Below are 19,630 nucleotides of genomic sequence, written 5' to 3'. Positions count from 1 at the left end.
GCACAATAAGAGAGATGACAATGACATCGTTACGACACACAGCTTTGGGGCTGGCACTGGGTCTGGCTTTTGCGACGAACGCAATGGCTGTGACCACCATTCCGTTCTGGCATTCCATGGAAGGGGAGTTGGGTAAAGAGGTTGACTCCCTGGCGCAGCGTTTCAACGACACCCACCCGGATTACAAAATTGTGCCGGTGTACAAAGGTAACTACGAGCAGAGCCTGAGCGCGGGCATTGCCGCCTTCCGTACCGGCAACGCGCCTGCACTGTTACAGGTTTATGAAGTGGGCACCGCGACCATGATGGCCTCGAAAGCCATCAAGCCGGTCTACGAAGTGTTCAAAGAGGCGGGTATCAACTTCGATGAATCCCGGTTCGTGCCGACCGTAGCGGGTTACTACACCGATTCTAAAACCGGTCACCTGCTGTCCCAGCCGTTTAACAGCTCCACGCCGGTGCTGTACTACAACAAAGACGCCTTCAAAAAAGCCGGTTTAGATCCGGAGCAGCCGCCAAAAACCTGGCAGGACCTGGCCGAATACACCGCGAAGCTGAAAGCAGCGGGGATGAAGTGCGGCTACGCCAGCGGCTGGCAGGGCTGGATCCAGATTGAAAACTTCAGCGCCTGGCACGGCCTGCCGGTGGCGACCAAAAATAACGGCTTCGACGGCACTGACGCGGTACTCGAGTTCAACAAGCCGGAGCAGGTGAAGCACATTGCGCTGCTTGCCGATCTGAACAAGAAGGGCGACTTCAGCTACTTCGGGCGTAAAGACGAATCCACCGAGAAGTTCTACAACGGCGACTGCGCCATTACCACCGCCTCGTCCGGCTCGCTGGCGGATATTCGTCACTACGCCAAATTTAACTACGGCGTGGGCATGATGCCGTACGACGCTGACGTGAAGGGTGCGCCGCAGAACGCCATCATCGGCGGGGCGAGCCTGTGGGTGATGCAGGGTAAAGATAAGGGCACCTATAAAGGCGTCGCCGAGTTCCTCGACTTCCTGGCCAAGCCGGAAAACGCCGCCGAGTGGCACCAGAAGACCGGCTACCTGCCGATCACCAAAGCCGCGTACGATCTGACCCGCGAGCAGGGCTTCTACAGCAAAAACCCGGGCGCGGACATCGCGACACGTCAGATGCTGAACAAGCCGCCGTTGCCGTTCACCAAAGGCCTGCGTCTGGGCAACATGCCGCAGATCCGCACCATCGTGGATGAAGAGCTGGAAAGCGTGTGGACCGGGAAGAAGACCCCGCAGCAGGCGCTGGATTCCGCAGTAGAGCGCGGGAATCAGCTGCTGCGCCGCTTTGAGCAGTCGACGAAATCGTAATTTGTGATTCGCCCGGTGGCGCTGCGCTTACCGGGCCTACGATGTGCCCCATCCAGGCCGGGTAAGGCGCAGCCGCCACCCGGCATTGTTCAGGAACCCAATCTCCATGTCCTCATCCCGTCCGGTGTTTCGCTCCCGCTGGCTGCCGTACCTGCTGGTCGCGCCGCAGCTGGTCATCACCGTTATTTTCTTTATCTGGCCTGCGGGCGAAGCGCTGTGGTACTCGGTACAAAGCGTCGATCCGTTCGGGCTCTCCAGCCAGTTCGTCGGGCTGGACAACTTTACCGCGCTATTCCATGACAGCTACTACCTGGACTCCTTCTGGACGACGATGAAATTCAGCGCGCTGGTCACCGTCAGCGGTCTTGTTGCCTCGCTGTTTTTCGCCGCGCTGGTGGACTACGTGGTGCGTGGCAGCCGCCTGTATCAGACCCTGATGCTGCTGCCTTACGCCGTGGCCCCCGCCGTCGCCGCTGTGCTGTGGATCTTCCTGTTTAACCCCGGACGCGGGCTGATTACTCACTTCCTGGCAGAGTTCGGCTACGACTGGAACCACGCCCAGAACAGCGGTCAGGCGATGTTCCTGGTGGTGTTCGCCTCGGTGTGGAAGCAGATCAGCTATAACTTCCTGTTTTTCTTTGCCGCGCTGCAGTCCATTCCGCGCTCGCTGGTGGAGGCCGCGGCAATTGACGGCGCAGGGCCGATTCGTCGCTTCTTCAGGCTTTCGCTGCCGCTGATCGCCCCGGTGAGCTTTTTCCTGCTGGTGGTTAACCTCGTGTACGCCTTCTTCGACACCTTCCCGGTGATCGACGCGGCCACCGCAGGCGGCCCGGTGCAGGCGACAACGACGCTTATTTATAAGATCTACCGCGAAGGGTTTGCCGGACTCGATCTCTCTGCTTCTGCCGCCCAGTCCGTCGTGCTGATGTTCCTCGTCATCATCCTCACGGTGGTGCAGTTCCGCTATGTTGAAAGTAAGGTGCGCTACCAATGATTGAGAACCGTCGCGGGCTGACGATTTTCAGCCATACCATGCTGATTTTAGGGATTATCGTCATCCTGTTCCCGCTGTACGTGGCCTTTGTCGCCGCCACGCTGGACACCAAAGCGGTGTTCGACACGCCGATGACGCTGATCCCGGGCGGGCATCTTTTCGAGAACATGAAAACCATCTGGACCCAGGGCGTGGGCGCCAACAGCGCGCCGTTCTGGCTGATGATGCTCAACAGCTTCATCATGGCGTTCGGCATTACGGTGGGCAAAATCACGGTGTCGATGCTCTCGGCCTTCGCCATCGTCTGGTTTCGCTTTCCGCTGCGTAACCTGTTCTTCTGGATGATTTTCATCACCCTGATGCTGCCGGTGGAGGTGCGTATCTTCCCGACGGTGGAGGTGAGTGCCAACCTGAAGATGCTGGACAGCTACGCGGGCTTAACCCTGCCGCTGATGGCCTCGGCGACAGCCACTTTCCTGTTCCGCCAGTTCTTTATGACCCTGCCGGACGAACTGATTGAGGCCGCGCGCATCGACGGCGCCTCGCCGATGCGCTTCTTCCGCGACATCGTGCTGCCGCTGTCGAAAACCAACCTTGCGGCGCTGTTTGTGATCACCTTTATCTACGGCTGGAACCAGTACCTGTGGCCGCTGCTGATTATTCAGGACGTCAGCCTCGGCACCGCCGTGGCGGGCATCAAAGGCATGATTGCCACCGGCGAAGGCACCACCCTCTGGAACCAGGTGATGGCGGCGATGCTGCTCACCCTAATCCCACCCGTAGTCATTGTTTTAGCCATGCAGCGCGCGTTTGTCCGCGGCCTGGTCGATAGCGAGAAATAAGATGGCAGGTTTAAAACTTCAGGCAGTTACCAAAAGCTGGGACGGTAAAACCCAGGTCATTCAGCCGCTGACGCTTGACGTGGCGGACGGCGAATTTATCGTGATGGTCGGCCCGTCCGGCTGCGGGAAGTCCACGCTGCTGCGCATGGTGGCGGGGCTGGAGCGCGTCACGTCCGGGGATATCTGGATTGACCGCCAGCGCGTCACCGAGATGGAGCCGAAAGACAGGGGCATCGCGATGGTGTTCCAGAACTACGCCCTCTATCCGCACATGAGCGTGGAAGAGAACATGGCCTGGGGGCTGAAAATCCGCGGCATGGGCAAAGGCCATATCGAGGAGCGCGTGAAAGAAGCCGCCCGCATTCTGGAACTCGACGGCCTGCTCAAGCGCCGCCCGCGCGAGCTCTCCGGCGGCCAGCGCCAGCGCGTGGCGATGGGGCGCGCCATCGTGCGTGACCCGGCGGTATTCCTGTTCGACGAGCCGCTTTCTAACCTCGACGCCAAGCTGCGCGTGCAGATGCGCCTCGAATTGCAGCAGCTGCACCGTCGTCTGAAAACCACGTCACTGTACGTGACCCACGATCAGGTCGAAGCCATGACTCTCGCCCAGCGCGTAATGGTGATGAACAAAGGCGTTGCCGAGCAGATTGGCACCCCGGTGGAAGTGTACGAAAAACCGGCCACCCGCTTTGTGGCGAGCTTTATCGGCAGCCCGGCGATGAACCTGCTGGAAGGGCGCATCAGCAGCGCGGGCACCCACTTTGAACTGGAAAGCGGGATGGCGCTGCCGATCAACTGGTACTATCGTGGCTACGCCGGGCGTAAGATGACGCTCGGTATCCGCCCCGAGCATATTGGTTTAACCTCTCAGGCGGACGGCGGCGTGCCGCTGGTGATGGACACGCTGGAGATGTTGGGTGCAGATAACCTGGCGCACGGGCGCTGGGGCGAGCAAAAAATGGTGGTGCGCCTGGCGCATCAGGAGCGCCCGAAAGCGGGCAGCACGCTGTGGCTCCACCTGCCGGAAAACCATCTGCACCTTTTTGACGGTGAAACAGGACAACGAGTATGAGCAACTGGCCTTACCCCCACATCGTCGCCCACCGTGGCGGCGGTAAGCTGGCCCCGGAAAACACCCTGGCGGCGATCGATGTCGGCGCGCGCTACGGCCACACGATGATCGAGTTCGACGCCAAGCTGTCGAAGGACGGCGAAATTTTCCTGCTGCATGACGACAATCTTGAACGCACCAGCAACGGCTGGGGCGTGGCGGGTGAACTGCCGTGGCGCGATCTGCTGAAGGTGGACGCCGGAAGCTGGTTCAGCGGGGAGTTCAAAGGCGAACCGCTGCCGCTGCTGGCGGAGGTGGCAGACCGGTGTCGTCAACATGGCATGATGGCGAACATCGAAATCAAACCGACCACCGGCACCGGGCCGCTGACGGGCAAAGTGATTGCCCTTGCCGCGCGCGAGCTGTGGGAAGGCATGACTGCGCCGCTGCTGTCGTCGTTTGACATCGACGCGCTGGAGGCCGCACAGGCAGCTGTACCTGAGCTGCCGCGCGGGCTGCTGCTGGACGAGTGGCGTGAGGACTGGCGTGAACTGACGGACCGCTTAGGCTGCGTCTCTATCCATCTGAACCACAAGCTGCTGGATGAGGCGCGGGTGAAAATGCTGAAAGACGCGGGTCTGCATATTCTGGTCTACACCGTTAACAAACCCCAGCGCGCAGCCGAGCTGCTGCGCTGGGGCGTGGACAGTATCTGTACCGATGCGATTGACCAGATCGGCCCGAAATTTATTTATTGAGCATACTGCCGTTCTGCTGGGTCGGCAGCATATGCTGCTGACCGCTGCTTTGCGACATCCCGCCCCCTAACATCCCGCCGTTTTTATTTGGCAGCGGCTGCTCGCGCACCTGTCCCTGCTGCACGCGCTGGGTGTTGGCGTTCATCTGGTTTTGCAGGCTCTGCTGCTGCATCTGGGTCTGCGTTCTCAGCTGCTGATTGAGCATCCCTTTCTGCTGCTGTTGCTGGCTCATCATCTCGGTCTGCATGCGCTGCTGGCTCGGGATAACGTAACCCTGCTGGTTTGGGTTGTTTAGGGTGTTGAGTGGCTGTGCGAGCGCGGCAAACGGGATCAGCGCCGCAATAATCATCAAGCGTTTCATTGTCATTTCCTCCTCTTGAGGCCTCTCTTAAGTTTACCCTGATTTCACCATGACGATGATTTTTTAGGAGTTGTGAACCAGGCTTAAGCGGGGAATATGGATCCCTTCACCTGGAGAACAATAATGATGAAACCAACCTTCTTGCGCTGGGTCGCCATCGCCGCGCTGATGGCAGGCGGCACATTTACCGTGGCGGCCAACCCGCCCGCCGCTCCTCCCGTCTCTTATGGCGTGGAGGAGGATGTTTTTCACCCCGTGCGGGCCACGCACGGCATGGTGGCCTCGGTTGACGCGCTGGCGACCCAAGTGGGCGTCGATATTCTTAAGCAGGGCGGTAACGCGGTGGATGCGGCGGTCGCCGTCGGCTATGCGCTGGCGGTAACGCATCCGCAGGCGGGGAATCTGGGCGGCGGCGGCTTTATGATGCTGCGCACCAAAGACGGCAAAACCACGGCCATCGACTTCCGCGAAATGGCGCCTTCTCAGGCGTCCCGCGATATGTTCCTCGACGACCAGGGCAACCCGGACAGCAAAAAATCCCTGACCTCGCACCTCGCCTCCGGTACGCCGGGCACCGTTGCGGGCTTCTCGCTGGCGCTGGAAAAATACGGCACGATGCCGCTGAACAAGGTGGTGCAGCCTGCCATCAGGCTGGCGCGGGAGGGCTTTGTGGTCAATGACGCCCTGGCGGACGACCTCAAGACCTACGGCAGTGAAGTCATTCCCAATCACGAAAACAGCAAGGCGATCTTCTGGAAAGACGGTGAACCGCTGAAGAAGGGCGATAAGCTGGTGCAGAAGAACCTCGCCAAAAGCCTGGAGCTGATTGCGGAGCACGGCCCGGACGCGTTCTACAAAGGGGCGATTGCCGATCAGATTGCCGATGAGATGCAGAAGAACGGCGGGCTTATCACCAAAGCGGACCTGGCGGAATACAGGGCGGTGGAGCGCGAGCCGATTAGCGGCACCTACCGCGGCTACGAGGTGTTCTCCATGCCGCCGCCGTCTTCCGGGGGCATTCACATCGTGCAGATCCTCAATATTCTTGAAAACTTTGATATGCACAAGTTCGGCTTCGGCAGCGCGGATGCCATGCAGGTGATGGCGGAGGCGGAAAAACGCGCCTACGCCGACCGCTCGGAATACCTCGGCGATCCGGACTTCGTGAAGGTGCCGTGGCAGGCGCTGACCAACAAGGCGTATGCAAAATCCATTGCCGATCAGATCGACATCAACAAGGCTAAGCCGTCGAGCGAGATCCGCCCCGGCAAGCTGGCGCCGTATGAAAGCAACCAGACCACGCACTTCTCGGTGGTGGATAAAGACGGCAATGCGGTGGCGGTAACCTATACGCTCAACACTACCTTTGGTACCGGGATTGTAGCGGGTAACAGCGGTATTCTGCTGAACAATGAGATGGATGACTTCTCCGCCAAGCCGGGCGTGCCAAACGTCTACGGGCTGGTCGGCGGCGATGCGAATGCGGTGGGGCCGAAGAAGCGTCCGCTGTCGTCCATGTCGCCAACCATCGTGGTGAAAGACGGGAAAACCTGGCTGGTGACCGGCAGCCCTGGCGGGAGCCGCATCATAACTACCGTGCTGCAGATGGTGGTGAACAGCATCGACTTTGGGATGAACGTCGCCGAAGCGACCAATGCGCCGCGTTTCCATCATCAGTGGCTGCCGGATGAACTGCGCGTGGAGAAGGGCTTTAGCCCGGACACCATCAAGCTTCTGGAGCAGCGCGGACAGAAGGTTGCGGTGAAAGAGGCGATGGGCAGCACCCAGAGCATTATGGTGGGGCCGGACGGCGCGCTGTTTGGCGCGTCGGATCCGCGTTCGGTGGATGATTTGACGGCGGGGTATTGATTATTCCCCTCACTCTAACCCTCTCCCCATAGGGGAGAGGGGAGTGTGTCACTTCATTCTCGCCATGAAGTACGCGTCCACATATTCGCCGTTGCGCAGGGCGTAGCGCTTGCCGGTGCCTTCAATTTCGAACCCGTGCTTTTTGTACACCGCGATTGCCGGTTCGTTATCAACAAATACCGTTAACTCAATGCGATCGACGCGCAGCCAGTTGTCGCACATATCAATCATGGTTCGCATCAGCGCGCTGGCAACGCCCCGATTTTGCCATTGCGCACCCACACAAATGCCGAAATCGGCAACGTGGCTGCGGCGCGGGCGTTGTGCGACGGCAATGCACAGGTGCCCGGCGACGGTCCCGTCGATACAAGCCACCAGCTGTTTAATGCCGGGCTGATCGGTTAGCCGGTCATGCCACATCTGCTCTGAGGGATGAGGAACCTGTAGCGTGTTGTGGTACACCTCCGGCTGGGCGTGGATCTGACGAATGGCATCGTAATCTCTCGGTTCAGCGTGGCGTATCACTATCTCACTCATTCCTTGTTCCTCAGTCGGTTAAAAGACCCCTCCAACATCAATGACTTTAAAATTTGAGTCAACCGCTATTTTTTGCAAAAAGTATTGGACAAGTGCGAATGAGAATGATTATTATTGCTTTGCATTCAGGAGGACCCCTACGGGAACCTGAAAGCACGACATTGCTCACATTGCTTCCAGTATTACTTTAGCCAGCTTCTCGCTGGCTTTTTTTTGTTATGGTTAGATTCAGTAACCTTCCAAAAGGACTGAGCCATGACACTACATTGCGCATTTATTGGATTTGGCAAAAGCACCACGCGTTACCACCTTCCGTATGTCCTCCACCGTAAAGACACCTGGCATGTGGCCCATATCTACCGCCGCCGCGCGAAGCCGGAAGAGCAATCCCCGCAGTACTCCCACATTCACTTCACCAACGATCTCGATGAAGTATTGAATGACCCGCAGGTAAAGCTGGTGGTTGTCTGCACCCATGCCGACAGCCATTTTGACTATGCGAAACGCGCGCTCGAAGCGGGCAAGAACGTGCTGGTGGAAAAGCCGTTCACCCCGACCATTGCCGAAGCAAAAGCGCTGTTTACGCTGGCGAAGAGCAAAGGGCTGACCGTCACACCGTATCAGAACCGTCGCTTTGACAGCTGTTTTCTGACGGCGAAAAAGGCGATTGAGAGCGGCAAGCTTGGCGACATTGTGGAAATCGAAAGCCACTTCGATTACTACCGCCCGGTGGCGGAAACCCAGCCCGGCCTGCCGCAGGACGGCTCGTTCTATGGTCTGGGCGTACACACCATGGACCAGATCATCTCCCTGTTTGGCCGCCCGGACCACGTGGCTTACGACATTCGCAGCCTGCGCAATAAAGCCAACCCGGACGATACCTTCGAGGCGCAGCTGTTCTACGGCGACCTTAAGGCTATCGTTAAAACCAGTCACCTGGTGAAAATCGACTACCCGAAATTTATCGTTCACGGTACCAAAGGTTCGTTCATTAAGTACGGCATTGACCAGCAGGAGACCAGCCTGAAGGCCAACATCATGCCAGGCGAACCGGGCTTTGCGGCGGACGATTCCGTGGGCGTGCTGGAGTATGTGAACGATGAGGGCGTAACGGTCAAAGAAGAGCTGAAACCGGAAACCGGCGACTATGGCCGCGTCTACGATGCACTGTATGAAACCCTCACCAGCGGCGCGCCGAATTACGTCAAGGAATCTGACGTTCTGACCAACCTTGAAATCCTTGAACGGGCCTTCGAGCAGGCTTCTCCTGCCACGGTAACCCTCGCGAAATAAGCAAAAACGGCTCCTCTGGGCTTGTTCATAATTTTTGAACAGAGGAGTCAATTTTCACCCTCTATGATCCCCGACCGTTTGAGTCCACACTTACTCCATCGAAACGAACTGAGGGTGAAAACAATGATCTACTTACGCAAAGCAAACGAACGCGGTCACGCAAATCATGGCTGGCTGGACTCATGGCATTCATTCTCGTTTGCCGACTACTACGACCCGAACTTCATGGGCTTCTCCGCGCTGCGCGTGATTAACGACGACGTGATTGATGCAGGCCAGGGCTTCGGTACCCACCCGCACAAAGACATGGAAATCCTGACTTATGTGCTGGAAGGGGCGGTTGAGCACCAGGACAGCATGGGCAACAAAGAGCAGGTGCCGGCGGGCGAGTTTCAGATTATGAGCGCGGGTACCGGGGTGCGTCACTCAGAGTACAACCCGAGCAAAACGGAAAAACTGCACCTGTATCAAATCTGGATCATTCCAGAAGAGACCGACATCACGCCACGCTACGAGCAGCGCCGCTTCGACGCGAAACAGGGCAAACAGCTGGTGCTGTCCCCGGACGCGCGTGAAGGTTCCCTGAAAGTGCATCAGGATATGGAGCTGTACCGCTGGGCGCTGGCGAAAGACGAGCAGTCCGTGCACCAGATTGCCGCCAACCGCCGCGTCTGGATCCAGGTGGTGAAAGGGGAAGTGTCTATCAACGGCACCAAAGCCACCACCGCCGATGGTCTGGCCGTCTGGGATGAGCAGGCGCTCTCCGTGCACGCCGACAGCGAAAGCGAAATCCTGCTGTTTGACCTGCCTCCGGTCTAAATAATTTCTCAACCTTCCCTTTAAACGGGGAAGGTTGAGCTTTGTCCGTGATAAACTGAGCAAATCTCTCACTTCAAGATTTCTCAGGACGATGAAAAAGAAACGCCCCGTACTTCAGGATGTCGCCGATCGCGTCGGTGTGACCAAAATGACGGTCAGTCGTTTTTTACGTAACCCGGAACAGGTTTCCGTGGCGTTGCGTGGCAAGATTGCCGCCGCCCTTGATGAACTGGGTTATATTCCCAACCGCGCACCCGATATTCTCTCCAATGCGACCAGCCGTGCGGTGGGCGTTCTGCTTCCTTCCCTGACCAACCAGGTTTTCGCTGAAGTTCTGCGCGGCATTGAAAGCGTTACCGATGCTTTTGGTTACCAGACCATGCTTGCTCACTATGGGTACAAGCCGGAACTGGAAGAGGAACGTCTTGAATCAATGCTTTCCTGGAACATTGACGGCCTGATTTTAACCGAACGTACCCACACGCCGCGCACGCTCAAAATGATTGAAGTCGCCGGTATTCCAGTGGTGGAGCTCATGGACAGCCAGTCGCCATGCCTCGACATCGCCGTTGGGTTCGATAACTTTGAAGCGGCTCGTCAGATGACAGCGGCGATCATCGCCCGCGGCCATCGTCATATTGCCTATCTGGGTGCGCGTCTTGATGAACGTACTATCATCAAACAGAAGGGATACGAGCAGGCGATGCTCGACGCAAATTTAACCCCGTACAGCGTGATGGTGGAGCAGTCCTCATCTTACACCTCGGGTATTGAGCTGATGCGTCAGGCACGACGCGAGTATCCGCAACTGGACGGTATTTTCTGTACCAACGATGACCTTGCGGTCGGTGCAGCGTTCGAATGCCAGCGTCTGGGGTTGAAGATCCCTGAGGATATGGCGATTGCCGGCTTCCACGGCCACGATATTGGTCAGGTGATGGAGCCGCGTCTGGCGAGCGTTCTGACACCGCGTGAACGCATGGGTCGCATTGGTGCAGAACGCCTGCTGGCGCGCATTCGTGGAGAGACGGTTACCCCTAAAATGTTAGATTTAGGTTTCACCTTGTCACCGGGTGGATCTATTTGAACTGACAAATTTGAAGTAGCTCACACTTATTCACTTCGCGCACGTTTGGATATTGCTTCTCTTTTGCCCCAGCAGGACAATGTTACCGATAACTGTTACCCGTAACAATTGACTGAGGGACACCCTTTGAGCACGACTAATCACGATCACCACGTTTACGTCCTGATGGGCGTGTCCGGTAGCGGTAAATCTGCCGTGGCGAGCGAAGTGGCACATCAACTTCAGGCTGCGTTTCTTGATGGTGACTTCCTCCATCCGCGCAGCAACATCATGAAAATGGCCTCCGGCGAACCGCTGAACGATGACGACCGCAAACCGTGGTTGCAGGCGCTGAATGACGCCGCGTTCGCGATGCAGCGCACCAACAAAGTTTCCCTGATCGTCTGCTCCGCGCTGAAAAAAAACTACCGCGACCTGCTGCGCGACGGCAATCCGAACCTCTCGTTCATCTACCTGAAAGGCGATTTCGGGGTGATTGAAAGCCGTCTGAAAGCGCGTAAAGGCCACTTCTTTAAAACCCAGATGCTGGTGACGCAGTTCGAAGCGCTTCAGGAGCCGGGTGAAGATGAAAAAGACGTCTTAGTGGTTGATATCGATCAGCCGCTGGAAGGTGTTGTAGCCAGCACCATCGAGGTCATTAACAAAAGGCAGTAAGTTTTGAGTACATTAACGCTAGTTTTGACAGCAGTGGGTTCCGTATTGCTGCTGCTGTTTTTAGTGATGAAGGCGCGTATGCACGCCTTCGTTGCTTTGATGGTGGTTTCTATTGGTGCAGGTCTCTTTTCCGGTATGCCGCTCGACAAGATCGCCGCGACGATGGAAAAAGGGATGGGAGGCACGCTGGGCTTCCTGGCGATTGTGGTCGCGCTGGGCGCGATGTTTGGCAAGATTCTGCATGAGACGGGCGCGGTCGACCAGATTGCCGTCAAAATGCTCAAATCCTTCGGGCACAGCCGCGCGCACTACGCGATTGGCCTGGCCGGTCTGATTTGCGCACTGCCGCTGTTCTTCGAAGTGGCGGTGGTGCTGCTCATCAGCGTCGCCTTCTCCATGGCGCGCCATACCGGCACTAACCTCGTGAAGCTGGTCATTCCGCTGTTTGCGGGCGTGGCGGCGGCTGCGGCGTTTCTGCTGCCAGGGCCGGCGCCGATGCTGCTGGCCTCCCAGATGCACGCCGATTTTGGCTGGATGATCCTGATTGGCCTGTGCGCGGCCATCCCGGGGATGATTATCGCCGGTCCGCTGTGGGGCAACTTCATCAGCCGTTACGTTGAGCTGCACATTCCGGACGACATTACCGAGCCGCACCTGGGCGAGGGCAACATGCCATCCTTTGGCTTCAGCCTGTCGCTGATCCTGCTGCCGCTGGTGCTGGTGGGCCTGAAAACCATCGCCGCGCGCTTTGTGCCGGTCGGTTCTACCGCGTACGAATGGTTTGAGTTCATCGGTCACCCGTTCACGGCGATTCTGGTGGCGTGTCTGGTGGCGATTTACGGCCTGGCGATGCGCCAGGGAATGCCAAAAGACCGCGTGATGGAGATCTGTGGTGCGGCGCTGCAGCCTGCGGGTATTATCCTGCTGGTGATCGGTGCCGGCGGCGTGTTCAAACAGGTGCTGGTGGATTCCGGCGTGGGCCCGGCTCTGGGTGAAGCACTGACCGGAATGGGCCTGCCGATTGCGGTAACCTGCTTCGTGCTGGCTGCGGCGGTGCGCATCATTCAGGGTTCCGCTACCGTGGCGTGTTTAACCGCCGTGGGTCTGGTGATGCCGGTAATTGAACAGCTGAACTACTCCGGTGCGCAGATGGCCGCGCTGTCTATCTGCATCGCGGGCGGGTCAATTGTGGTCTCGCACGTTAACGACGCCGGCTTCTGGCTGTTCGGCAAGTTTACTGGCGCCACCGAAGCGCAAACGCTGAAAACCTGGACGCTGATGGAAACCATCCTCGGCACCACCGGGGCCATTGTCGGGATGATTGCCTTTACGCTGCTGAGCTGAATGCGGTGATTTAACAAGGCTCAAAACTAAGGCCCGGTAGCGTTAGCGCTTACCGGGCCTTTTTTATTATCCAGGGCGTCAGGCCGGGCCATAACCCGGCATTGTGTTACTCGCCCTGCGTCGCGCTCTCAATCGTCAAGCGCACATCCGACGTAATCAGTTCAGCCAGCATCTGGTAAACCTTCAGCGTCTCTTCCGGCTCGGCATCGCCCGTATCGCTGATGAAGCCTTCGTCACGCAGCGTCAGCACCAGCGAGCTGAATACCGCCTTGTCGAAGAATTCCGGGGCGTTAATGCCGTGCAGAACGGACAGGCGCTGCGCCAGCGTCCGGCTCTCTTTCTCCAGCGTGCCGCGGTTGATGGACGGGTTCGCGCTCAGCAGCCAGAACGTAATGGCGTAGCGCTGCAGCGTTTCGCGCGCACCGGCCGCCAGCAGTTGCAGGGTACGGGAGCGTGACGGATTGATGTGCAGCTCGTCGTTCGCAACGGTGATCAGCCCCTGACGGCGCAGCTCTTCCGTCAGTTTATCCAGCTCAACGGCCAGCTCTTCCTTGCTCCAGCGCAGGAATAGCTCCGCTTTAAGCATCGGGTAGAGCGTCTCAACGTGGCGCAACAGCTCCTGACGTGAAATACGGCGATGCTGGGTGATAATGGCCGCCATGAGCGACGGCAGCATCAGCATATGAGCGATGTTGTTGCGGTAGTACGTCATCAGTACGGCCTGCTCGCGCGGCAGAATGATGATATCGCCGATCGTATCTTTCTCGACTTCGAACTTATTCATCTGCAGCGCGTGATCGATAAGCTCGCTGGCGGTAGCAGAAGGGGCTGTCGAATCAACCGAGTATGGCACGTTGCGCATCATGTCCAGATAACAGTCCAGCTGCTCCGTGAGCTGTTCACGGGTCAGGGAACGCTGACGTGAAGCCAGCAGCGCCGTACAGCACAGGTTCATCGCATTGGCCGCACCGGCGTTGTTAATGCGCACCATCAGCTCGGACGCGATACCGTTCACCGTTGGCGTCAGCCAGGCCGGACGCACCGCTTCGATAGGATCGATAGACTCGCGCCAATCCGGAACATGATGGTTCAGATACGTCATCAGCGGCATCGGCTCGCCAAAGTTTACGTAGCCCTGACCCAGGTTGCGTAACTTGCTCAGGCCGCGCAGCATCTGCGGCAGGCTCTCTTTCTCTTTGGTCGCGCCGCGCAGCTCTTTGGCGTACGTGCCCACTTCCATTACGTGCTCATAGCCAATGTAAATTGGCACGAGCGTGATTGGACGCGTACCGCCGCGCAGCATCGCCTGAATGGTCATTGACAGCGTGCCGGTCTTCGGATCGAGCAGACGACCGGTACGGGAGCGCCCGCCCTCCACGAAGTACTCTACGGAGTAGCCGCGGCTGAACAGCTCGCCCAGATACTCGCGGAACACGGTGGAGTAGAGCTTGTTGCCCTTGAAGGTACGACGAATAAAGAACGCACCCAGGCGGCGGAAAATCGGGCCTGCTGGCCAGAAGTTCAGGTTAATACCGGCGGCAATGTGCGGCGGTACCAGTCCCTGGTGATAGAGCACGTAGGAGAGAAGCAGGTAGTCCATGTGGCTGCGGTGGCAGGGGACATAGACAATCTCATGGCCATCGTGCGCCAGCTGACGTACACGCTCAGCGTTATGCACGTTGATGCCCTGATACAGGCGGTTCCAGGTAAAGCCGAGAATACGATCGGACAGGCGAATCATCTCGTAGGAGAAGTTCGCGGCAATCTCTTCCATCAGCGCAATGGCGTTCTGCTGGGCTTTCTCATGGGAAATTTTCTTGCTGCGCGCTTCGTCTTCAACGGCGCGGGCGATCGCTTTGGAGGCCAGCAGCTTGTTGAACAGGTCCTGACGCGCCGGAAGACGTGGCCCTACGGCCGCCAGGCGCTGACGGGCGAAGTGCATACGCGCCACGCGCGCCAGTTTTTGCGCGATGATCTTGTCAGTGCCGTGCTCGTCCGCCATTCGGCGAAGGGAGACGGAAGGGGAGAAGCGCACAAAGCTGTCGCGTCCCAGCCAGGAGACCGCGAAGAACTTCTGAATGCCGTTAAGCATGCGCAGCGGCGGGTTCTCTTCGCCTTTTTCGCGGCCCGGACGGCGACCAAACATCACCGATACCGGCACCATCTGCACATCCAGGTCAGGATTGCTGCGGTGCAGGTCGAGATAGTCGTGGAACAGCTTGATGGACTCTTCTTTCGGTGTGTAATAGGTAAACACGCGCGGCCCGCCGTGAATGAACACGTAGCGCGGCAGCAAAGTGCCGTCAACTTCCAGTGGTTCAAGCGGATCGGGTAAATCATGCGCCAGACACTGGGCACGGAGCGTTAGCAGGTCTGCCTTAGAGTTATAAGGCAAAACGTACATAATAGGGCGCGACGTATCGAGCCCCAGTTCCAGCGCGGGTTCTGCTGGGATAGACTTGCTTTTTACCAGTATGCTTAATGGTAAATTAAGTAATTTGTAGTAAATTCGTGGCCAGCCGGACATAAACGATGTAAAGCCTCTGGTTAATAATGCAATTGCGGCGCAAGGATAACAGAAAGCGCGCAAAATTTCTGTTGTTACCCGTCATACTTCAGGCGGCAGCGAAACGCGCTGCAGCTCCTGTTACTGACGCTCTTTTTTAAAAAAGGTTCTTTTAATGGCCAATAATACCACTGGGTTGACGCGTATCATCAAAGCCGCCGGCTATTCATGGAAAGGTTTCCGTGCCGCGTGGGTTAATGAAGCTGCTTTTCGCCAGGAAGGTGTCGCCGCTATCGTCGCGGTTATCATCGCCTGTTTCCTTGATGTAGATGCCATTACCCGCGTGCTTCTCATCGGTTCCGTACTTCTGGTGATGATAGTGGAAATTCTCAATAGCGCTATTGAGGCCGTGGTCGACAGGATCGGCTCTGATTTTCACGAGCTCTCTGGCCGCGCGAAAGATATGGGCTCCGCCGCTGTCCTGCTGGCGATTATCACCGCAGCCATTACCTGGGTCACGCTGCTTTGGTCACATTTCCGATGATGCTCGAGGAATAATTAAGTCCCTGGTTTTTTGTGCAGTTTTTGGTTCCAAAATCGCCTTTGACTGTATATACTCACAGCATAACTGTATATACACCCAGGGGGCGGAATGAAAGCATTAACGACCAGGCAGCAAGAGGTGTTTGATCTCATTCGGGATCATATCGGCCAGACGGGTATGCCACCCACGCGTGCGGAAATCGCGCAGCGTCTGGGTTTCCGTTCTCCGAATGCTGCCGAGGAACACCTGAAAGCGCTGGCGCGTAAGGGTGTGATTGAGATTGTGTCAGGCGCGTCGCGTGGTATCCGCCTGCTGGTGGAAGAAGAGACGGGCATTCCGCTGATAGGCCGCGTTGCAGCAGGTGAACCGCTGCTGGCACAACAGCATATTGAAGGTCACTACCAGGTCGATCCTGGTATGTTCAAGCCGAGCGCTGATTTTCTGCTGCGCGTTAGCGGGATGTCGATGAAAGACATCGGCATTCTTGATGGCGACCTTCTGGCCGTTCACAAAACGCAGGATGTGCGAAACGGCCAGGTGGTGGTTGCGCGCATTGATGACGAAGTGACCGTTAAGCGCCTGAAAAAACAGGGTAACACCGTTCAGCTGTTGCCCGAAAACAACGAGTTCACCCCGATTGTGGTCGACCTCCGCGAACAGAGTTTCTCTATTGAAGGTCTGGCTGTTGGCGTGATTCGTAACGGCGAATGGCTGTAATCTCTTCCTGACAGGCTACGCTTCCGCTGTAGCCTGTCTCATTTACCCTTCCCGGTATCTCTCATGTCACTGCTGACGGCATCTGATAAGGCATTATGGCGTCTTGCCCTGCCGATGATTTTCTCCAATATCACCGTGCCCTTGCTGGGTCTGGTCGATACGGCCGTTATTGGTCATCTCGATTCCCCTGTTTATCTTGGCGGCGTGGCGATTGGCGCGACGGCAACCAGCTTTCTGTTTATGCTGCTGCTCTTTTTGCGTATGAGCACCACCGGGCTCACCGCACAGGCGTATGGTGCGAAAGATCCGTTACGTCTGGCGCGTGCGCTGGTGCAGCCGCTGATCCTGGCGCTTGGCGCGGGGGTACTCATTGTTTTACTGCGCACGCCCCTGATAGACCTTGCGCTCCATGTTGTTGGTGGCAGCGAGGCGGTACTGGAGCAGGCGCGTCGCTTCCTGGAAATCCGCTGGCTCAGCGCGCCCGCTTCGCTGGCAAACCTGGTTCTGCTGGGTTGGTTACTGGGTGTGCAATACGCCCGTGCGCCAGTGATTTTGCTGGTCGTGGGAAACCTTCTCAACATTGTGCTCGATCTCTGGCTGGTGATGGGCCTGCATATGGACGTGCGCGGGGCGGCACTGGCGACGGCGATTGCCGAATACGGAACCTTACTCATTGGGCTGTGGATGGTCTGGCGCGTGCTGGCCTTGCGCGGAATATCCCTCGTAATGCTGAAAACCGCATGGCGCGGCAATATCCGTAAACTGCTGGCGCTCAACCGTGACATCATGCTGCGCTCGCTTCTGCTACAACTCTGTTTTGGCGCATTGACGGTTTTTGGTGCCCGTCTTGGGCCTGAGATCGTCGCGGTGAATGCGGTCCTGATGACATTGCTGACGTTTACCGCCTACGCGCTGGACGGCTTCGCCTACGCCGTTGAGGCGCATTCCGGGCAGGCGTACGGCGCACGGGAAAGTGGGCAGCTTAGGGATGTCTGGCGGGCAGCCTGTCGACAAGCGGGACTGGTCGCGCTGGCGTTTGCACTGATTTATGCCTGTTTTGGCCGTAACATTATTGCATTACTCACTTCGATCCCGGCTTTACGCGAACTGGCGGACCACTACATCGTCTGGCAGGTGATCTTGCCGGTGGTGGGAGTGTGGTGTTATCTGCTGGACGGCATGTTTATCGGTGCGACGCGCGGAGCGGAAATGCGCAACAGTATGGCGGTTGCGGCGGCGGGGTTTGGTTTGACGCTGCTGACGCTTCCGTGGCTGGGTAATCACGGTTTGTGGCTGGCGCTTGCGGTCTTTCTCTCCCTGCGCGGCCTCTCGCTTGCCTTTATCTGGCATCGCCACTGGCAAAATAATACCTGGCTTCCTTCCCGTCACGATATATCGTGACGGTTAAAGATTCCGAATATGAAATCAACTGCCGAATCCTCAACTACAATTTTTATCACGCCCAGCAGAAAAGAACGTAACGGACGTTACGACCCGACGCTTAACTAAGAGGACACGATGATGAATAAAGACGAAATCGGCGGCAACTGGAAGCAGTTCAAAGGTAAAGCGAAAGAACAGTGGGGTAAGCTGACTGATGACGATATGACCGTCATTGAAGGCAAGCGCGATCAGCTTGTCGGTAAAATTCAGGAACGTTACGGCTACGAGAAAGACCAGGCGGAAAATGAAGTTAAAGACTGGGAAACCCGTAACGACTACCGCTGGTAGCGCTGAATGACCCACAGAGGCGGCTTAAGAGCCGCCTTTCTTTTGCTGCTAACGCGGCTTTTTCTTTATCAGAATTGAGTGGTCGTGCTGACACGCATCCTGATGTCGACAGGCTTCCACCTCAACGCATGCAGAACACAGCCCGTGCGCTTCAATCACGTTATGACGCAGGGCAAAACCCATTTTTGCCGCCAGCGTGTGCATAATGTCCTCTACGCCTTCCGCTCCCTCTTCTTTCACTACGCCGCAACGATCGCAGATAAACATGGCCGATGTATGCGTTGGCTGATCGAAAAGATGGCACAGGACATAACTGTTTGTGGATTCGACTTTATGCACAAACCCTTGTTCCAGCAGGAAATCCAGCGCGCGATACACCGTGGGCGGTTTAGCCTGCGGCTCGCTTTCGCGGAGCAGGTCGAGTAGATCGTAGGCGCTGATCGCCCCCTGTTGCAGGCTCATCAGGCGCAAGACTTCAAGGCGCTGCGGGGTCAGGCGCACATTGCGTTGCGCGCACAGCTTTTCGGCCTGCGCTAACAGCTCTTTTGTGGACTTATCCATTTAGCACCTCGGATGTTCTGGGAGATAAAACCCTCACTTTATCATGTTCTGGCAAAAACACCGATATCCGCCAGGCTGTGCTATACCTGACGCATCGCAAACCGGGAATGTAACAATGAAAAAACCAGACTGTATCAAGCACTGGCGCGACGTAGAAGGGCCAGATGACGCCACCTACCCCGACAGTAACGAGCTTTTTTCCATCGGATCGCCGCTGGCGCGCAGCCTGGGCCTCAGGCGTATAGGCATTCATCATGAACGTTTACCGCCGGGGCGTCGGACGTCCTATCCCCATGCGGAAAGTGACGAAGAAGAGTTTATCTACGTGCTTGAGGGCTATCCTGAAGCCTGGATTAATGGCTATTTGTGGAAACTCGAACCCGGAGACAGCGTGGGCTTTCCCGCCGGAACGGGGGTGTGCCACACCTTTATCAACAACACAGAGGAAGAGGTTCGGCTACTGGTGGTGGGGGAGGCCAACAAGAAGCACAACCGCATCTACTATCCGTTCAATCCGGTTTATGCCGCCACGCGGGAAGATCGCTGGGTAGACCATCCGCCACAGTTTTTTGGGCCGCACGATGGAAAACCTGGGAAAAAATAATTTCCTCTTCTATAAATATTG

At 57.2% G+C, this 19,630-nt stretch carries 20 protein-coding genes; 16 read left to right on the top strand and 4 right to left on the bottom strand.

Annotation, left to right across the window (positions count from 1 at the left end; genetic code table 11):
• Positions 1-20: 20 nt before the first annotated feature.
• From ugpB to ugpQ, 5 genes are all read left to right on the top strand, one after another.
• Positions 21-1,337 (top strand): sn-glycerol-3-phosphate ABC transporter substrate-binding protein UgpB, encoded by a 1,317-nt coding sequence (gene ugpB / locus IM299_RS16595; RefSeq protein ID WP_041911554.1) that lies wholly within the window; start codon positions 21-23, stop codon positions 1,335-1,337.
• Between the two features lie 106 nt (positions 1,338-1,443).
• A complete protein-coding gene (ugpA, locus tag IM299_RS16590; protein WP_023618241.1) occupies positions 1,444-2,331 on the top strand; it encodes a sn-glycerol-3-phosphate ABC transporter permease UgpA in 888 nt (295 codons plus the stop codon).
• Positions 2,328-3,173 carry a sn-glycerol-3-phosphate ABC transporter permease UgpE gene (gene ugpE / locus IM299_RS16585; protein WP_193357828.1) on the top strand — a complete coding sequence of 282 codons (846 nt, stop codon included), beginning with the start codon at positions 2,328-2,330 and terminating at the stop codon, positions 3,171-3,173. The genes ugpA and ugpE overlap by 4 nt, the downstream gene beginning before the upstream one ends.
• Before the next feature lies 1 nt (position 3,174).
• The gene (locus IM299_RS16580) at positions 3,175-4,245 is read left to right on the top strand and encodes a sn-glycerol-3-phosphate import ATP-binding protein UgpC (RefSeq protein WP_028015154.1); all 1,071 of its coding nucleotides are present in this window, start codon (positions 3,175-3,177) and stop codon (positions 4,243-4,245) included.
• Positions 4,242-4,982, top strand: coding sequence for a glycerophosphodiester phosphodiesterase (gene ugpQ / locus IM299_RS16575; RefSeq protein ID WP_193357827.1), 741 nt, complete (start codon positions 4,242-4,244; stop codon positions 4,980-4,982). The genes IM299_RS16580 and ugpQ overlap by 4 nt, the downstream gene beginning before the upstream one ends.
• Here ugpQ and IM299_RS16570 read toward each other — a convergent pair.
• On the bottom strand, positions 4,972-5,343 hold the full coding sequence (locus IM299_RS16570; protein ID WP_041911550.1) for a DUF2756 family protein: 372 nt from the start codon (positions 5,341-5,343) through the stop codon (positions 4,972-4,974). The genes ugpQ and IM299_RS16570 overlap by 11 nt on opposite strands.
• A 123-nt stretch (positions 5,344-5,466) precedes the next feature.
• Here IM299_RS16570 and ggt point away from each other — a divergent pair, with 123 nt between their 5' ends.
• The gene (gene ggt, locus IM299_RS16565) at positions 5,467-7,212 is read left to right on the top strand and encodes a gamma-glutamyltransferase (protein WP_193357826.1); all 1,746 of its coding nucleotides are present in this window, start codon (positions 5,467-5,469) and stop codon (positions 7,210-7,212) included.
• Between the two features lie 48 nt (positions 7,213-7,260).
• Here ggt and yhhY read toward each other — a convergent pair whose 3' ends face one another.
• Entirely contained in the window at positions 7,261-7,749 is a 489-nt protein-coding gene (yhhY, locus tag IM299_RS16560; RefSeq protein ID WP_028015158.1) for an N-acetyltransferase, read from the bottom strand.
• Between the two features lie 255 nt (positions 7,750-8,004).
• Between yhhY and IM299_RS16555 the strand changes: the two genes are divergently transcribed.
• The 5 genes from IM299_RS16555 (at position 8,005) to gntU (ending at position 12,946) form a co-directional block, all read left to right on the top strand.
• The gene (locus IM299_RS16555; RefSeq protein ID WP_193357825.1) at positions 8,005-9,042 is read left to right on the top strand and encodes an oxidoreductase; all 1,038 of its coding nucleotides are present in this window, start codon (positions 8,005-8,007) and stop codon (positions 9,040-9,042) included.
• A 123-nt stretch (positions 9,043-9,165) separates the two neighbouring features.
• On the top strand, positions 9,166-9,861 hold the full coding sequence (locus tag IM299_RS16550) for a pirin family protein (protein WP_193357824.1): 696 nt from the start codon (positions 9,166-9,168) through the stop codon (positions 9,859-9,861).
• A gap of 91 nt (positions 9,862-9,952) precedes the next feature.
• Positions 9,953-10,948, top strand: a complete 996-nt coding sequence (gene gntR, locus IM299_RS16545) for a gluconate operon transcriptional repressor GntR (RefSeq protein ID WP_041911546.1) — start codon at positions 9,953-9,955, stop codon at positions 10,946-10,948.
• A 126-nt stretch (positions 10,949-11,074) separates the two neighbouring features.
• Entirely contained in the window at positions 11,075-11,602 is a 528-nt protein-coding gene (gene gntK, locus IM299_RS16540; RefSeq protein ID WP_028015160.1) for a gluconokinase, read from the top strand.
• A gap of 3 nt (positions 11,603-11,605) precedes the next feature.
• Positions 11,606-12,946 carry a gluconate transporter gene (gene gntU, locus IM299_RS16535; protein ID WP_193357823.1) on the top strand — a complete coding sequence of 447 codons (1,341 nt, stop codon included), beginning with the start codon at positions 11,606-11,608 and terminating at the stop codon, positions 12,944-12,946.
• Positions 12,947-13,052: 106 nt separating this feature from the next.
• Here gntU and plsB read toward each other — a convergent pair whose 3' ends face one another.
• Positions 13,053-15,473: a glycerol-3-phosphate 1-O-acyltransferase PlsB gene (plsB, locus tag IM299_RS16530; protein WP_028015161.1), complete on the bottom strand. Its 2,421-nt coding sequence runs from the start codon at positions 15,471-15,473 to the stop codon at positions 13,053-13,055.
• 154 nt (positions 15,474-15,627) lie between these two features.
• Here plsB and IM299_RS16525 point away from each other — a divergent pair, with 154 nt between their 5' ends.
• The 4 genes from IM299_RS16525 (at position 15,628) to IM299_RS16510 (ending at position 18,444) form a co-directional block, all read left to right on the top strand.
• The gene (locus IM299_RS16525) at positions 15,628-15,996 is read left to right on the top strand and encodes a diacylglycerol kinase (protein WP_014830281.1); all 369 of its coding nucleotides are present in this window, start codon (positions 15,628-15,630) and stop codon (positions 15,994-15,996) included.
• Positions 15,997-16,104: 108 nt separating this feature from the next.
• Complete coding sequence (gene lexA, locus IM299_RS16520) at positions 16,105-16,713, top strand: transcriptional repressor LexA (protein WP_028015162.1); 609 nt, start codon at positions 16,105-16,107, stop codon at positions 16,711-16,713.
• 63 nt (positions 16,714-16,776) lie between these two features.
• Complete coding sequence (gene dinF / locus IM299_RS16515; RefSeq protein WP_193357822.1) at positions 16,777-18,114, top strand: MATE family efflux transporter DinF; 1,338 nt, start codon at positions 16,777-16,779, stop codon at positions 18,112-18,114.
• 120 nt (positions 18,115-18,234) lie between these two features.
• Positions 18,235-18,444 carry a CsbD family protein gene (locus IM299_RS16510; protein WP_003860314.1) on the top strand — a complete coding sequence of 70 codons (210 nt, stop codon included), beginning with the start codon at positions 18,235-18,237 and terminating at the stop codon, positions 18,442-18,444.
• A gap of 48 nt (positions 18,445-18,492) precedes the next feature.
• On the opposite strand, the gene zur is transcribed toward IM299_RS16510, so the two are convergent.
• Positions 18,493-19,005: a zinc uptake transcriptional repressor Zur gene (gene zur, locus IM299_RS16505; protein ID WP_028015164.1), complete on the bottom strand. Its 513-nt coding sequence runs from the start codon at positions 19,003-19,005 to the stop codon at positions 18,493-18,495.
• Between the two features lie 115 nt (positions 19,006-19,120).
• Between zur and IM299_RS16500 the strand changes: the two genes are divergently transcribed.
• A complete protein-coding gene (locus tag IM299_RS16500) occupies positions 19,121-19,609 on the top strand; it encodes a cupin domain-containing protein (RefSeq protein WP_069733683.1) in 489 nt (162 codons plus the stop codon).
• Positions 19,610-19,630 lie beyond the last annotated feature (21 nt).

The organism is Enterobacter cloacae complex sp. P47BA (assembly GCF_014930485.1).
GTDB lineage: Bacteria > Pseudomonadota > Gammaproteobacteria > Enterobacterales > Enterobacteriaceae > Enterobacter > Enterobacter bugandensis.
This window is presented reverse-complemented; position numbering and strand designations above follow the sequence as displayed.

What these genes read in the sequence shown, in the direction of transcription:
- ugpB (WP_041911554.1), top strand. Translation starts at nt 21, where the DNA reads ATGACATCGTTACGACACACAGCTTTGGGGCTGGCACTGGGTCTGGCT.
- yhhY (WP_028015158.1), bottom strand. Translation starts at nt 7,749, where the DNA reads ATGAGTGAGATAGTGATACGCCACGCTGAACCGAGAGATTACGATGCC.
- IM299_RS16510 (WP_003860314.1), top strand. Translation starts at nt 18,235, where the DNA reads ATGAATAAAGACGAAATCGGCGGCAACTGGAAGCAGTTCAAAGGTAAA.
- IM299_RS16500 (WP_069733683.1), top strand. Translation starts at nt 19,121, where the DNA reads ATGAAAAAACCAGACTGTATCAAGCACTGGCGCGACGTAGAAGGGCCA.
- ugpA (WP_023618241.1), top strand. Translation starts at nt 1,444, where the DNA reads ATGTCCTCATCCCGTCCGGTGTTTCGCTCCCGCTGGCTGCCGTACCTG.
- dinF (WP_193357822.1), top strand. Translation starts at nt 16,777, where the DNA reads ATGTCACTGCTGACGGCATCTGATAAGGCATTATGGCGTCTTGCCCTG.
- IM299_RS16555 (WP_193357825.1), top strand. Translation starts at nt 8,005, where the DNA reads ATGACACTACATTGCGCATTTATTGGATTTGGCAAAAGCACCACGCGT.
- IM299_RS16580 (WP_028015154.1), top strand. Translation starts at nt 3,175, where the DNA reads ATGGCAGGTTTAAAACTTCAGGCAGTTACCAAAAGCTGGGACGGTAAA.
- lexA (WP_028015162.1), top strand. Translation starts at nt 16,105, where the DNA reads ATGAAAGCATTAACGACCAGGCAGCAAGAGGTGTTTGATCTCATTCGG.
- IM299_RS16525 (WP_014830281.1), top strand. Translation starts at nt 15,628, where the DNA reads ATGGCCAATAATACCACTGGGTTGACGCGTATCATCAAAGCCGCCGGC.
- IM299_RS16550 (WP_193357824.1), top strand. Translation starts at nt 9,166, where the DNA reads ATGATCTACTTACGCAAAGCAAACGAACGCGGTCACGCAAATCATGGC.
- ggt (WP_193357826.1), top strand. Translation starts at nt 5,467, where the DNA reads ATGATGAAACCAACCTTCTTGCGCTGGGTCGCCATCGCCGCGCTGATG.
- plsB (WP_028015161.1), bottom strand. Translation starts at nt 15,473, where the DNA reads ATGTCCGGCTGGCCACGAATTTACTACAAATTACTTAATTTACCATTA.
- zur (WP_028015164.1), bottom strand. Translation starts at nt 19,005, where the DNA reads ATGGATAAGTCCACAAAAGAGCTGTTAGCGCAGGCCGAAAAGCTGTGC.
- gntR (WP_041911546.1), top strand. Translation starts at nt 9,953, where the DNA reads ATGAAAAAGAAACGCCCCGTACTTCAGGATGTCGCCGATCGCGTCGGT.
- IM299_RS16570 (WP_041911550.1), bottom strand. Translation starts at nt 5,343, where the DNA reads ATGAAACGCTTGATGATTATTGCGGCGCTGATCCCGTTTGCCGCGCTC.
- ugpE (WP_193357828.1), top strand. Translation starts at nt 2,328, where the DNA reads ATGATTGAGAACCGTCGCGGGCTGACGATTTTCAGCCATACCATGCTG.
- ugpQ (WP_193357827.1), top strand. Translation starts at nt 4,242, where the DNA reads ATGAGCAACTGGCCTTACCCCCACATCGTCGCCCACCGTGGCGGCGGT.